Annotated in this window: 14 protein-coding genes; 3 read left to right on the top strand and 11 right to left on the bottom strand. The window is 57.2% G+C overall.

The features are described from left to right. Positions 1–13 precede the first annotated feature (13 nt). From JZY08_RS26450 to JZY08_RS26400, 11 genes are all read right to left on the bottom strand, one after another. A complete protein-coding gene (locus tag JZY08_RS26450; protein ID WP_035226354.1) occupies positions 14–1,660 on the bottom strand; it encodes a phosphoethanolamine transferase in 1,647 nt (548 codons plus the stop codon). A 63-nt stretch (positions 1,661–1,723) separates the two neighbouring features. Beyond that, positions 1,724–2,722: a murein L,D-transpeptidase family protein gene (locus tag JZY08_RS26445; protein ID WP_107341923.1), complete on the bottom strand. Its 999-nt coding sequence runs from the start codon at positions 2,720–2,722 to the stop codon at positions 1,724–1,726. A gap of 99 nt (positions 2,723–2,821) precedes the next feature. Continuing rightward, positions 2,822–3,697, bottom strand: coding sequence for a peptidylprolyl isomerase (locus tag JZY08_RS26440; protein ID WP_003501213.1), 876 nt, complete (start codon positions 3,695–3,697; stop codon positions 2,822–2,824). Then, the gene (locus JZY08_RS26435; protein WP_257784230.1) at positions 3,694–4,230 is read right to left on the bottom strand and encodes a DsbA family protein; all 537 of its coding nucleotides are present in this window, start codon (positions 4,228–4,230) and stop codon (positions 3,694–3,696) included. The genes JZY08_RS26440 and JZY08_RS26435 overlap by 4 nt, the downstream gene beginning before the upstream one ends. Before the next feature lie 230 nt (positions 4,231–4,460). Continuing rightward, the gene (locus JZY08_RS26430) at positions 4,461–5,399 is read right to left on the bottom strand and encodes a cation diffusion facilitator family transporter (protein ID WP_003501216.1); all 939 of its coding nucleotides are present in this window, start codon (positions 5,397–5,399) and stop codon (positions 4,461–4,463) included. A gap of 155 nt (positions 5,400–5,554) precedes the next feature. Then, entirely contained in the window at positions 5,555–6,421 is an 867-nt protein-coding gene (locus JZY08_RS26425) for an AAA family ATPase (RefSeq protein ID WP_107341922.1), read from the bottom strand. Next, positions 6,411–6,653, bottom strand: coding sequence for a hypothetical protein (locus tag JZY08_RS26420; protein WP_035226358.1), 243 nt, complete (start codon positions 6,651–6,653; stop codon positions 6,411–6,413). The genes JZY08_RS26425 and JZY08_RS26420 overlap by 11 nt, the downstream gene beginning before the upstream one ends. Beyond that, positions 6,646–7,608 (bottom strand): SMEK domain-containing protein, encoded by a 963-nt coding sequence (locus JZY08_RS26415; RefSeq protein ID WP_225337950.1) that lies wholly within the window; start codon positions 7,606–7,608, stop codon positions 6,646–6,648. Before JZY08_RS26415 ends, JZY08_RS26420 begins: the two co-directional genes overlap by 8 nt. A 155-nt stretch (positions 7,609–7,763) precedes the next feature. Beyond that, positions 7,764–8,912 carry an RHE_PE00001 family protein gene (locus JZY08_RS26410; RefSeq protein WP_035226360.1) on the bottom strand — a complete coding sequence of 383 codons (1,149 nt, stop codon included), beginning with the start codon at positions 8,910–8,912 and terminating at the stop codon, positions 7,764–7,766. Positions 8,913–9,120: 208 nt separating this feature from the next. Then, a complete protein-coding gene (locus JZY08_RS26405; RefSeq protein ID WP_107341298.1) occupies positions 9,121–9,552 on the bottom strand; it encodes a plasmid maintenance toxin (PemK-like) in 432 nt (143 codons plus the stop codon). Then, a complete protein-coding gene (locus JZY08_RS26400; protein WP_107341299.1) occupies positions 9,539–9,817 on the bottom strand; it encodes a type II toxin-antitoxin system Phd/YefM family antitoxin in 279 nt (92 codons plus the stop codon). Before JZY08_RS26400 ends, JZY08_RS26405 begins: the two co-directional genes overlap by 14 nt. A gap of 105 nt (positions 9,818–9,922) precedes the next feature. On the opposite strand from JZY08_RS26400, the gene JZY08_RS26395 reads away from it, so the two are divergent. The 3 genes from JZY08_RS26395 to JZY08_RS26385 all read left to right on the top strand — a co-directional run bounded on the left by JZY08_RS26395 (position 9,923) and on the right by JZY08_RS26385 (position 13,010). After that, complete coding sequence (locus JZY08_RS26395; RefSeq protein WP_149149108.1) at positions 9,923–11,056, top strand: site-specific integrase; 1,134 nt, start codon at positions 9,923–9,925, stop codon at positions 11,054–11,056. 22 nt (positions 11,057–11,078) lie between these two features. After that, positions 11,079–11,390, top strand: coding sequence for a hypothetical protein (locus JZY08_RS26390; protein WP_149149109.1), 312 nt, complete (start codon positions 11,079–11,081; stop codon positions 11,388–11,390). Positions 11,391–11,477: 87 nt separating this feature from the next. After that, the gene (locus tag JZY08_RS26385; RefSeq protein ID WP_157951615.1) at positions 11,478–13,010 is read left to right on the top strand and encodes a histidine kinase dimerization/phosphoacceptor domain -containing protein; all 1,533 of its coding nucleotides are present in this window, start codon (positions 11,478–11,480) and stop codon (positions 13,008–13,010) included. Positions 13,011–13,064: the final 54 nt, after the last annotated feature.

Here is a 13,064-nt window from a genome sequence, read left to right as displayed (position 1 = left end):
GTGATTTGCAATTTCAGTTATTGAGAGAGGGTTGGTGTTGGCCGCCACGGCAGGCCGCAAACATGTCCAGATCACGCTCGTAAACGCTGGTGGATACATTCATCATGCCGAGAAGACTGGAAAACAGGTTGTCGTGCGAAAATGTGTTTTCGCGTCTTTGTTGCTGGCAGCGGATATCAAGCCCCATCGAGGCTGCGAACTCCGGGCTGAACCAGGTTAGCAGTGGAATGCGTGTCTGTTCGTCGGGCGCTATAAAATAGGGCGTGCCGTGCAAATAGAGGCCATTTTCCCCCAGCGATTCCCCGTGGTCGGAGACGTAGAGCATACCTGTCGCCAGCGTATCGGTCCGGGCTTTCAGGCGGTCGATGATGCCGGACAGGACGAAATCGGTGTAAAGGATGGCATTGTCATAGGCATTAACGATTTCTTGGTCCTTGCATTTCGCCAGCTCGGTGGTCGTGCACTCGGGCACGAATTTACGGAACGCCTCAGGATACCGCTTGTAATAGGCCGGGCCATGATTGCCCATTTGATGGAAGACGAGGACGCTGTCCTGCTTCACGTTTGAGAGCCACTCATCAATCTTTTCGAGAACGATCTCGTCGTCGCAGGTGCCATCGGCACAGAAGCGTGGATCGTTGGAATTGTAAATATTGACGACGCGAACCCGGTCCGCAACGCCCTTGCTGCCGGTGTTGTTTTCGATCCACGTCATGTCGATGCCTGCCCGTCTGAGAACATCGACCGCCGTTTCATTCTCTAATCCTCCAGCATGGGTGTAGCCCGAACGTTTCAGATTGGAGAACATGCACGGCAGGGAGACGTCGGTTGCCGTGCCGCAGCTGGCGAAATTGGAGTAATAGGTGACGTCCTGTTTTTTCAGAAGCGGATTGGTTTCGCGTTCATAGAAACCGAGAGAGAAATTAGCACCGCGCGCCGTTTCCCCAACGACGATGACAGCAACGCGTAGCTTGCTTAAGCCGTCCACCGGAGTGGTCACGGTTGCATCCTCACCCAGCGGCTTGACGACAACGTTTCTTTCATTTCCTGTCGCCAGAGCCACTTTGGCGATAGAGACGAGAGGTGTAACCGGATTGAGGGTTTTCGCCAGTTCACGCTTGGTCCGTATAACGGCTGAATAAGGCTTGTAGTAAAGCGCTCCGCTACCGGCGATGATTGCAATGCAGGAAGCCGTGATGCCAACATTCCACAACACGACGCGTTCGGCGGATGGAAATCTGACCCGAACCCACAAGATGAGGAGAGAGGGAATAACGGCAACGAGAAGCATGTGCCGGAAGTAACCGGCAGTCAGCAGGTCCCCGGCCTCGGCAGAGGTCGTTTCAAAAACGTTGCGCACCATATCCGTATCGATCAACACGCCGAGATTGTCGATGAACCAGGACGCGCCTCCAGCCAGCAAGACAAGCAACACAAGCACTGGCTTGAAGAGATATTTGACAGCTGAAAGAATCGTCAGGACAAAAAACAACGCAACTATGACGAGATTGAGCGCCAAGAATGCGCCCATCTCGTCCGCCAGATAACGCCCGGCCTTTTCCCAGAATGTCGCGTTTGAAAACGCCCAGAAACATAAGGCTGCCAAAAGTGCGAGCAGACGGTAGTCTAGCGACGGGCGATAAGTTTTAAAGAACCTCAATCTGGCTCCCTTGCCGCAACGTCACGAGATGAGGTGCGTTGCCTTGAATTTAAGAGTTAAGATTTAATTTCCCGCGGACTGTACAGGTCTCCAAGACCTCGAGGTCTCATGGGGATCGGCAAGCGCCGCATCCGGCCGGCTGACGGGATACTTGATGCCCGATACCGCCTCCGCCATCTTTGTCGCTCCCTGTTTCTTCAACAGTGAGCGGAAGCTCGGATGCATACCGCCATCGACATAGGCGAGGGCCGCGACGGAGGAAGAGGCCGACAAGGCCGTTTCGGCTTTCTGGCGCTCGGTATCGAGTTGCGCAACGAGACTTGCTGCATTCTGCGACACGCCTGCCGGGCAGGCGGCGAGAGGATCTCTGGGTTCCCCGCCCGTGAACTCGGTGTTGAACACGTAACGCCGGTCGCAGACGGAAACTTTCGGCTGACGGCGCGTCACCGCGAATATGTCGTACCCTTCCTTCAAGGTCCGCCAGAAGGGCATATTCGGATCGTCGCGGTGACGCGCCATGTTCTCGGCCGTCATTCGAAATGGATAGGCCTGAACCTGAAAGCGGTCCTGTCCGCTTCGCAAAGCCTCCTGCACGATCGCATAGATCTCTCCAACGCCCTGATCCGTCATGGCGTAGCAGCCGGAAGACGAGCACGCGCCATGCACCATCAGCGCATCGCCGGTATAGCCAAGCGCCGATTCCAGACGGTTCGGATAGCCGAGATTGAAAGAGACATAATATTGCGACTTAGGATTCAGCATTCCAGCGGAGACATGGTAGAAACCTTCCGGCGCCTGCCGGTCTCCGTCGCTTTTCTTGGGGCCGAGTTTGCCGGACCAGCGGCACATCGGGTAGGTCTTCAGGAGCGCATAATTGCCTGTGCGGTCGATCTTCCAGACCTCCAGCTCACTTTCCTTCTTGAAAATGCGAACCAGCACAGGGCTTGCGGGCGTCATGCCCTTTTTCGACATGTCCGCGATGACCGCGCCTGACAATTTCGGCGGCTCTGAGGAAAGCTCGGAGAGGCCCATGTCCATCGCAACACAACCCGACATGAGCATGCCGGCGAGAGCGAGCGCCGCCAGCCGCGGAAGGCGGCAGACAGCGTCGTAGCGGCGAAGACAGACACGGCTGAATTTCGATGTAGGCATGAGTGTGGCTTATTCCGCGTTCTGGCCGTCGTGATTATGACCGTCGTCACTTGCCGCCGGCAATGCGACGTCTGGTACCAGCTTTTCCACCTTGGCGCTGGACCGCAAGCCCGTGACGATCCGGCGAATTTCTGCCGTCTCTAGAGATTGACGGATTTGCGGCGCAACGGTTTCGAACGAAGGGGGAGGTGTGTTTCTCATTTCGTCCAGCCGCACAACATGGAAGCCGAACGCTGTCTCGACCGGCGTTTTTGCGAAATCGCCCGGCTTAAGCCCATCAAGTGCTGTGTTGATTTCCGCTGGCAGTGCCTGGCGGGGACGAAAACCCAGATCGCCACCCTTGCTGCCGGTGACCGTATCGGTTGAGCGGCTGGCGGCCAATGTTTTGAAGCTTTCGCCTGCGGTCAGCGCCGCGATGACTGCGGTCGCGTCCTCGCGGCTTTTCAGCAGGATATGGCTGAGTTTGATTTCCTCTGAGGGCGGAATTGCCGCGACCTGCTGATCGTAGATCTTGCGTATCGCTGCATCGGAGACGGCCTTGTCGAGCTGCTGCGATAGATAGGTCGAACGCAGTGCCTGTTCGGACAGAAAGTTCAGCTGCCGTTGATATTCCGGGTCTTTATCTATCCCTGCTTTGCGCGCGGCCTCAGCAAGCAGCTTGATGTCGACCAGCGCATCGACCACGGCAGAGGTGCGGGCTTCGGGGGATATGTTGGGAGCCGGGTCACCGAAGAGGGGTGCGGCGAAGGCGACGTCCGATTGGGTGATTTCGGCGCCATTTACACGCGCCGCCACATCTTTTGCCGTATCCTGTGAAAAAGCGGTGGTGGCACAAAGAAGCGCAATGGTGGTGATGATGAATGCGTGACGCGGATGGTGGATCATTTCCCGGCTTCCTTGAGAAGAGGCTCAACGATCGAGCGGAATTCATCGACCGGAATGACGCCTTCATACTTATTCCCGTTGATGAAGAACGTGGGTGTGGAAGTGACGCCAAGCTCCCGGCCCGTCGCTGCGATCTTGTTAACGTTGTCCAGCAAGGCCTGATCGGCAAGACAGGCCTCAAGCTGCTTTTCGTCCAGGCCGGTCATGGAAAGTGCGGACAGGAAACCCTGCTTGCCGTCGGATGCACGCGCCCATGTCGACTGGCTGCGAAACATCAGGTCGACCGTCGCGTACCATTTGTCATCCCCCACGCATCGGGCCAGCATGAAGGCTGCCGTCGAGCGCGGGTCAAACGGAAACTCGCGGATGATGAAGCGCACCTTGCCTGTATCGACGAACTCTTTTTTGAGCGTGGGCCAGATGTTGATGTGAAAATTCGCACAGTGCCCACAGGTCATCGAGGCATATTCGATGACCGTCACCGGCGCATCCGCTGCTCCGAATATGCGTTCGGGAAGCGGGCCGGGATCCATCAGTCCAACCGGTGCGCTCTGCGCCTCAGCCTTGCGGTTGTAAAACAAAGGCGCTGTGATTGCCGTAACCGTTGCCCCGATCATTATCTGTCTGCGCTGCATGTGCTCTCCCGACTGCAAATCGCGCGCAAGATAAAACCTCTAGTAGCTTGAGCTGCAAGAGGCGCAATGCAGATTTTGAGCGACAGCGGCATCACATTCCGCTGATCGCCATAGTCATGGCCTGAATTTTAGGTATTTGATCCCTCTGCTTTCACGAGCGAGCCAGGTGGATCGACCTGAACCGTGACGTGATCGATCGCGTAGCGCTCTTTCAGCCAGCCTGCCACCAGCTGGGGAAGCGATAGCGGATCGGTATTTTCAGCCGGAGTGACGTGGATCGTCGCCACGATGGTATCGTCCGTCAGCGTCCAGGCGTGAAAATGTCCAGCTTCGGATATCTCGGTCAGCGCAGCCAGACCCGTTTCGACACTTCGGGCCTTGATGCCGCGGGGAACAGCTTGCATCAGAACAGTGATCGAATCCGTCACCAGACCCCATGCCGAGCGGACGACGAGAACGGCAACGAGAACTGAGAGCAAGGGATCGAGGATGGTCCAGCCGGTCAGCATGATGCCGACCGCTGCTGCAATTGCACCTACAGATCCAAGCAGGTCGCCGATGACGTGGAGGAATGCGCCGCGCAGATTTGCGTCGCCCTTGTTGCCGGACCATAGCACCCAAGCGCCTGCAAGATTGACGAGCAGCCCAATGACGGCAACGATCAGCATCGGTCCTGCCATGACGTCGACCGGCTGGTTGATGCGGTTTATGGCCTCCCAGGCTATCCAAAGGACCAGAAGCAGAAGGGTCGCACCGTTCGCTAGCGCGGCCAGCACGCGCACGCGGTGATAGCCATAAGTGCGCGTGGCATCGGCTGGCCGTCGCGCCATGCGGTATGCGATCAAGGCCAGCAGCAGGGCTGCAGCGTCAGACAGCATGTGCCCGGAATCGGCGATCAGCGCGAGTGAACCAGACAGCCAGCCTCCCGCTGCCTGAATGGCTGCGTAACAGATAGTGAAGATGAAGACAAAGCGGATACGCCGTTCGTTGTCATTTGTCACGACCTGTGCGTGGTCATGCTCATGATCGTCACCCGGCTCGTGCCGGTGTTCGTTGGCTACGCTCATGGTTGTTCCATCCGTTGTGTTCAGTAGCTCGGAACGTAGGGTGCTGCTCCCCTGTTCGCAATGGCGGCTCGGCAACAGTTACGACAACCAGGCCTGTCGCAAATTTTTATGGTTGACCGGCTGTTGAACAGGAATGGAGAAATTCCGCTCCCAGTTTAGCTGAGCATATAAATGCCGTTGACCGATTGCTCCGTAGCGATAGGAGCCAGACGGGCAGACCGCCGGGAAAGGACTTCCTTTCGACCCCTCAGCTCTCCCATCAAGTGCTCGATTTCAAGGACCTCATCCTTAATTAAGTCGTAGGTGGCGGCATTCTCGAGCGCGTCGATTCCTTCACGTATCTTGTCGACTTCCTCTTCGAGAGCGTTGAGATCGGACCTAGCCTCGTCGAGATCCTTCTGCCTGACGAGCTGCACACTGTCCTTGATACGCCGCTCCTCCGTGCCGATGTCGTCGAGTTCCTTTTGAATGCCTTTGATTGAGCGGTATATGTCGACATCGATACCTAGGAGCATGAGATGCGGAGCGTAATTGTCTGGGATCCGCGACTTCGTGTCGAAGCAGCTCACGATGGATTTGAACTCCGACCGCTCGTCCCGGACCAGCGGTCCAAGGATCTCGCGGAAACCAATCTCTGACCTGTCATCCCCGAACAGTCGAGCCGCGAGAAAGTCAGTTGCGTCTTCCACCTTGGCAAACGTCGTCTCGCGATCCGCCACAGTGATACGCGGGCGCTCCGCCTCGGCGACAGACCTTCTGATAGTGTAAGGGATCCCGTGCATTACGAAATCGATGCAGATAAATGTGGCGGGATCGAAGGCTGCCTTCGGAATTCTTGTCACGCGGCTGTCGGACTTGCGCTTCAGGAGCGCGAAGTTCACGAACTCGATGCAGAGCGATTTGCCCACCCCGTTGTTCTTCGAGCTTGTCGCATCGCTCTCACCCAGGATGATATTGACCCCCTCCCCAAACACGATGGGGTCAATCGCGGGTGGATCTGTGTATAATCGCTTAATCCGCATCGCGCGCGATCAGGTAAGGTTCATCGAAATCAAGCAAACCGACGGCATAGAGAAACGTCAGTCCGTATAGAAAGGAGTTGGATGAGAACCAGGACTCGCGCTTGAACCGGTCCACCACGTCGAAGATGCTGACCCGATGCTTACCTGAATCTTTCAGGTAACGAGCGATCTCGAAGCCGACGATCGCAGGTGATTTGTTCAGGGCCTCGTCTTTCAGAAAGATGCTAGGCACTTTGCGACCTCTTGTTCGGAAAGACGTTGCACATGATTAGCTGATCGATGAGGTAGTACCTGACCGCACCATCATCGAACCCAGCGTCGCTGCTTCCCATCATACCGAGAACTCGCTGAGTCAAGAGCTCAAGTGCCGCTTGAGGATCGCCTCCGCATTCAGTCAGAACGCGGTCGCTCCAGTTCATGAGGTAGATCTGCAGCTTCCGAACCCGGATGTGGCCGAGATCCGTGTGCGCGTTCACTTCGGACAGGACGCGACCATAAAGTTCATGGAGATCGACATACTGCTGCGTCAAGAATGGGGCATGATCTGCGAAGCGATCGTGAATCTTGCCGTCGGGATCAGGATCCTCGCGATTGTCTCCTGACGACAACCCCTCTTCCGCGGAGCTCAAGACCTCGATGAGACGCACGAGAGTGCCGACTTCGTTAGAAAGCTTCGGTTCGCGTACAAGCAACTCGCGAGACAGGAAATCGTGGCATGCCTCCATCTTCGCGGTTGAGAGGTCTCCGATTTTTTTAAGAAGATCAGCGATGTCCCAGACATCGTCGCCAAACGACAATTTAAACCGATCGTCGCCCAGTCCCGTCTCGCGATATTTTTTCTTTTGGCCTACAATGAGCATGACGAGGCGATCGTACTTCGTCTGCAGCCCCTTGCCGGTAAAGCGATCAAAGGTGTGCTTGATCTTAGAGAGGTCGGGCGTCGATGTAACTTGGATCGCGATCCGACTGCTATCGCAGCCGAGATCAATCGCGGTGGCGTTTGGCTCGACGATGTTGATGTTCTGCAGGTCGTAGTCGAAGGCAAGATTGAGAAGGTCACGGAAGAAATTTTCTGCATGGACGTTTATATCTTGCAAGTTTAATTGGTTCGACTGCTCCACGATGACCCGCAGATGCGTCATCCTGTAAATAATACCTTGCAGAAGTTGAGCGCGGTGCATTCCCATGTGACCTTCCATCTTCGCACACCGAAAACTTATCGCTGACTTAGGCTGAATTCTCAATCACGATTGATGGAGAAGATTCCACTTTTGAGCGCAAAAGACTGTCTAGAATCCCCTGAAATAGATTGCGCCTAGCTAGCCTGCTTGAAGGACTGCGATCAGAGAACTCCCCAAGCCCGGAACCTGCCCCTCCCCGTCATCTCCCGGAGGCCGAGTTCCACCACGATCCGCCGCGCCGCCTGCGGCGTAACGTCCAGCGTTTTCGCCACCATCGCGGCCGACACGAGCGGTTTTGCCATGACGAGCTCGACCAGCTCCGGCAATTTCGAAGACGTGCGTCTTCCCGCCAATTTGCGCTCCATCATCTGGCGAGCCAGTACCAGCCGGTCGTGCTCTTTCAAACCGATCTCCGCCGTCGCCAACAAACCGTGGGCGATGGCCAGCAGCCGTGTTTCCCGATCGCGATGCCTTCGCCGATCGACAGGGATGGTTTTGAGGCCGTGGTTGATCGCAGCCAGATGGGCACCCGTGGTAATGCCGGCCTGCCGCAGCATGGCGGCAGCAAACAGCCTCCCGAGCCAGGGTGCGTGCTGTAGAACCTCGAGCGCGTTCCAGGCATCGAGGGCGATGATGGCCTGCAGCGCCTCCGGCAGATTTTCGGCCTGGCGCAATACCTCGCGCCACTCGTCGATCCTTGCATCCTCGTCCCAGTCGAGATCATAGACGAGCGTGTCTCGCTCGCGGCTGTCGACCGCAGGACGGTCGCGGCGTTTTGCGTGTTCGATCGCAGCATCCGATCGTGCTAGCAGCGCATCGATGGCTGCGAGGTCGACGCCGGGAAGCCCTTCGGCTTCATCGATTTCTTTCCCCTCCCCTTCCGGATTTCTTCCCTCAGCCGCGGACCGCATGATGCCGGCCTGCTCCGCAGCGTCGGCGCCAGCCGACGTAATGTCCGATGCTTGTCGCAACGTGCGGATACCCTCTGCGGACAGTGCCCAGCCGGGGAGTTGGGCGGCGATGCGCCGGCGAGTGCGCAGCACGTCGCGGGCGATGGTCAGTTCGTGGGTCGGTGTACGGATGTCACGGGTGGCGTCATGGAGGACGAGGTCCTCGAGATGCACCAATTCGCCGTCGATCCACAGCGAGGCACACGCGTCGCCATATTGCGACCGCTCGAGGAAGCCGGCGCCAACCGGCGAACGGGCGATGCGCTCGTCGAGACGCGTAAGCGCGATACCGGCGTCGAAAGCCGGCCGCATCAAGGCATTCATGCTGATTTTTGAAACATCGTAAGCCATTGATTTTATGGTAAACGATTTGCTAAACGAACTCTAGTTGAATAATCAAGTTCGTCACATGGTATGATTAACGGCTGGGTTTTAAACCATCGATAAGTAACCCTTATCGGTGGTGATTGATCTGACGGCTCTGAAGGCCTAAAGTCGTGGCAAATCACGGCGAAGATCACTGCTGGACGCGCAGAATTCGAGGGCGAACAACAGGATGAAGAGCAGCTCAGTCGCTGCGGATGGTCGCCTTGTGACGCTGGCTTCTCGCAAGATCGACAAACCGCCGCTTTACCTCTTCGAAGAGTGCCGGAGGCAGTGGCCCATGATATCCGCTCTCGCTGTCAACAGGGCGAACATCGGGCCCCGGCCAGACGAAACGATTGCTCTCGGTGAGCACGATCCACGACCGCTCGTCATCCAGGCCCAAGCGGCGTTTGGTGGCCGCTGGGATTTCGATTGCTTCGCTGGGATCGGACGGTGGGGAATGCGTGATTGGCAGGACACGTACTGCCGGCGTCCCGTCCTCGAGCGTCGCAACAATGGCAAGCACGAGAGCGGGGCGATCCTTGTCACCCTCTTCCCGTCCGTCCAGATGCTGCCAGCGCCAGAGATAGGAATAGCGAAAGATCCAGCCGACTTTCGGGTCAGTCGGCAGCATTCTTGTCCATCAGCAGTTCGGCATTGAGATGATCCAAGCCAGGCTCCATCGTCGACGTCTCGACCGCGGCCAACTCATCGTCATCAAGAGCAGCGGTGAGTTCGACGCGCCGATCACGCTTGGCCAAACGGAGATAGTCCTCATAGGCCATCAGCACAGTACGCGGGCGACCATTTTTGGTGATGATCACCGGCTCTCGGACTGCAGCGTCCTGATAGGCCCCAAAATTCTTCGAAACCGCGGCGGCTGTCACAATCGATGTCATGGCAGATCTCCTTTGTTCCGGACTATACGGGAATTACGGAACCTTTGCAAATCACCCCTGTCGCACATTTCAACCCACATGCTCCAATTCTGAGGTTCATTGTTCATGAAAGATCCTGTCGATCTCCGCGCGGCCACGCTCGACACCATCGCTGCGGTGCTGCCGATGGAGCGCCGCGATGAGCTGGCGGAACTGCTGAGCGATCAGGATGTCGAGACGCTTCGTCATCTCGTCAATGAAGGCATGGGCGCCAATACGCTGAGAGCGCTGACCTCCGATCTTGCTTATCTGCAAGCCTGGTCTCTGGCATCGACCGGCGACGCCCTGCCCTGGCCGGCGCCGGAGGCGCTGCTGCTGAAGTTTGTCGCGCATCACCTGTGGGATGCGGAAAAGCGCCTGACGGATCCGGATCACGGCATGCCAGCTGACGTCGAGCAGAAGCTCCGCATTCAAGGACTGCTTCGGTCGCCCGGCCCGCATGCGCCTGACACCGTGCGCCGGCGCCTTGCCACCTGGTCGACGCTGACGAAATGGCGCGGGCTGGACGGCTTTTTCAGCTCCCCTGCCTTTAAATCCGCAATCCGGCTGGCCGTACGTGCGACACCGCGGCCAAAGAAGCGGAAAAGCGCCAAGGCCGTTACAGGGGATATTCTGTCCAGACTGCTCGCAACCTGCACGACGGGAAGCCTGCGTGATGTCAGAGACCAAGCGATCCTGATGGTTGCCTTTGCCTCGGGCGGCCGTCGCCGCAGCGAAATCGCGGGCCTCAGGATCGAACAGCTGCAGCCCGAAGAGCCAATCCAGATTGACGAAGCCCCTCCCTTACCTTCCCTGTCCATTCATCTTGGGCGCACGAAGACCAGCGGCGCCGACAATGATGAAGTCGTCTACCTCAGCGGTCGACCGATCGATGCCCTGAACGCGTGGCTTGCGGCTTCAAAAATTGACAAGGGCAGTGTCTTCAGGGCGATTGATCGCTGGGGCAATGTTTCGCGCCGGCCTCTGGACCCGAAGGCGATCAACGACATTCTAAAGCACCGGGCGGAACTAGCCGGGCTCGATCCGGCGGAGTTTTCGGCTCACGGGCTGCGATCCGGCTACCTGACAGAAGCCGCCAATCGTGGGATTCCTTTGCCCGAAGCGATGGAGCAGTCAAGGCATCGATCCGTTCAGCAGGCATCGCAATACTACAACAGTGCCCAACGGCGCAGCGGCCGCGCTGCTCGGTTGATGGATTAGCCATGTGGATGAGGGAGCATAGATGAGTGAATTGCAAAACCGCATCGTAGAACGCTTGGGAGCGCTGGACCCTTTGCGGCAGGTGGCCCTCACCCCGGACAAGCGGGAGAGGCTTATGACGGCAGCAATCGGCCTGTTCTACGCCGCAGGAGGAGATGCAGACGATCTAAAGGAAATTGTTCTCAAGGCCGATGATCGCAACCGCCGTGACGTGGCAGATGCCGTGGCCCAAATGGTCGTCGCAACTGCAGCGGTCAGTTACGCATCCAACCTCGCCCTGGTCCAGGCGGCCTATAACTGGATTGACAACACACCGGTCTCGCTCTCCGACTGAGCTGTCTGGATTTCCGTTGATCTTTATGTTCCGCCTCGTTAGCTGTGTTCAGAATCCATCAGCCGGACCACATCGGGAGGATGGGAGGTGACAACAGGCGAATCTACCCGATCTGTGTCGAAGGTCGCAGCGGTTGCCACCGCGGCGGCTCTGGTCGCGCTATTGTCCATACTCGGTACATGGGCCGCACAATCCTATTTTGCAACGATCAACCGGGCCGAAGAGCGCGCCGTTGCATCTGTAAAAATCGTCGCAAGCCATGTGTCTTGGATCTATCAGATGGGTACGCAGACGGCTCGCCGGATTGACGATGCACTTCGCCTAACGGATCTGAGGTTCGACGGCAATATCCGTGATATGGACGTGGCGACCAAAGGATTGCCGAGCGGCGTTCAGGCCTATGTTGTCGATGCTGAAGGCCGAACGCTTTATTCGACCGACCCCGAGATCAAGCCCGTCGACATCACGGATCGGGACTACTTCACAGCCGTCAGGGATGGACAGACAGAGTATGTTTCCTCCCTCCTCATCAGCCGTCTCAACGGCGACCAAATTTTTGTATTCAGTCGACGGATCGTGCGAGAAGGTAGATTCATGGGCGCCATCATGGTGTCCGTTCCTACGAGCATTACGCGGCCAATATGGGAAACAGTGGATCTCGGCGGCGACTATGCCATCAGTTTTGTTCGCGATGACGGCATGCTGGTGGCGCGCTACCCTCTGCCCGCAACGACTTTGGACATGTCCGGCTACATCCTCTTCACAAAGTATCTGAAGGAGGCGCCGGCAGGGACGTATCTTGCAGAGACGTCACCAATGGACGGAGTGAGGCGCGTAGTTGCATATCGTCGGGTGGAAGGGACACCCTTCATAGCCGTAGCCGCAGCAGACTACGAGTTCCTCATTCAACCGTTTCGGCAGACGCTGCTGATGCTCGGTGTAGTCGCGTTCATAATCATCGGCGGTGCTGCCATCGCTGGGTGGTGGATCCTGCACCTCCTGAGGGATCAAGAACTGCAATCGGCGCAACTCGCCAAAGCGCTCGAAACCAACGAGATGCTTCTGCGCGAAATCCATCACCGAGTGAAGAACAACCTGCAATCCGTGATGTCACTGGTCCGACTCCAAATGCGGGGATCAGAAGGGTTTGAAGCGCTCAGCAGCCGGATCAAGTCGATGATCGCGGTTCACGAGCAGATCTACAAGCACGACGCATATGCTGAGATCGATGCCGCAGAACTCATCCGCGCTGTGGTCTGCAGCGCGATTTCGGCCCATGATGCAAAGTTTCATGTCGATTTTGAACTGCAGTCTGCGCCAGTTTCAGCAGACAAGGCGACAGCACTGGCCTTGCTGGTGAACGAAGTTGTGACGAATGCGATCAAGTACGCCTACCCTGAGAGTGATGAGGGTCATTTGTTGGTCGCTCTAACCCCATCAGAGGAACCTGGAAAAAGTCTCCTGACCATAAGTGACGAGGGTGTGGGCTTCGATGCCAGCGCGGTTTCGTCTGGAACGGGCACGCGTCTGATAGACGGATCAGTTCGCCAACTAGATGGGACCTATAAATTTCAGTCTCAGGCCGGTACGCAGTTCTCGGCGACCGTGACACTGCTTTGAAGAGGAACTTCAAAAGATGGGTGTGTGGCAGGCCCTATTCGTGGTCGACAAGGT

Source organism: Rhizobium sp. X9 (assembly GCF_018873185.1).
GTDB classification, from domain to species: domain Bacteria; phylum Pseudomonadota; class Alphaproteobacteria; order Rhizobiales; family Rhizobiaceae; genus Agrobacterium; species Agrobacterium oryzihabitans.
This window is presented reverse-complemented; position numbering and strand designations above follow the sequence as displayed.

Excerpts from the sequence above, each read along its gene's own strand:
- JZY08_RS26395 (WP_149149108.1), top strand. The coding sequence starts at position 9,923 with ATGAAAGATCCTGTCGATCTCCGCGCGGCCACGCTCGACACCATCGCT.
- JZY08_RS26435 (WP_257784230.1), bottom strand. The coding sequence starts at position 4,230 with ATGGATCCCGGCCCGCTTCCCGAACGCATATTCGGAGCAGCGGATGCG.
- JZY08_RS26445 (WP_107341923.1), bottom strand. The coding sequence starts at position 2,722 with ATGCTCATGTCGGGTTGTGTTGCGATGGACATGGGCCTCTCCGAGCTT.
- JZY08_RS26390 (WP_149149109.1), top strand. The coding sequence starts at position 11,079 with ATGAGTGAATTGCAAAACCGCATCGTAGAACGCTTGGGAGCGCTGGAC.
- JZY08_RS26405 (WP_107341298.1), bottom strand. The coding sequence starts at position 9,552 with ATGCTGCCGACTGACCCGAAAGTCGGCTGGATCTTTCGCTATTCCTAT.
- JZY08_RS26415 (WP_225337950.1), bottom strand. The coding sequence starts at position 7,608 with ATGGGAATGCACCGCGCTCAACTTCTGCAAGGTATTATTTACAGGATG.
- JZY08_RS26430 (WP_003501216.1), bottom strand. The coding sequence starts at position 5,399 with ATGAGCGTAGCCAACGAACACCGGCACGAGCCGGGTGACGATCATGAG.
- JZY08_RS26440 (WP_003501213.1), bottom strand. The coding sequence starts at position 3,697 with ATGATCCACCATCCGCGTCACGCATTCATCATCACCACCATTGCGCTT.
- JZY08_RS26400 (WP_107341299.1), bottom strand. The coding sequence starts at position 9,817 with ATGACATCGATTGTGACAGCCGCCGCGGTTTCGAAGAATTTTGGGGCC.
- JZY08_RS26425 (WP_107341922.1), bottom strand. The coding sequence starts at position 6,421 with ATGCGGATTAAGCGATTATACACAGATCCACCCGCGATTGACCCCATC.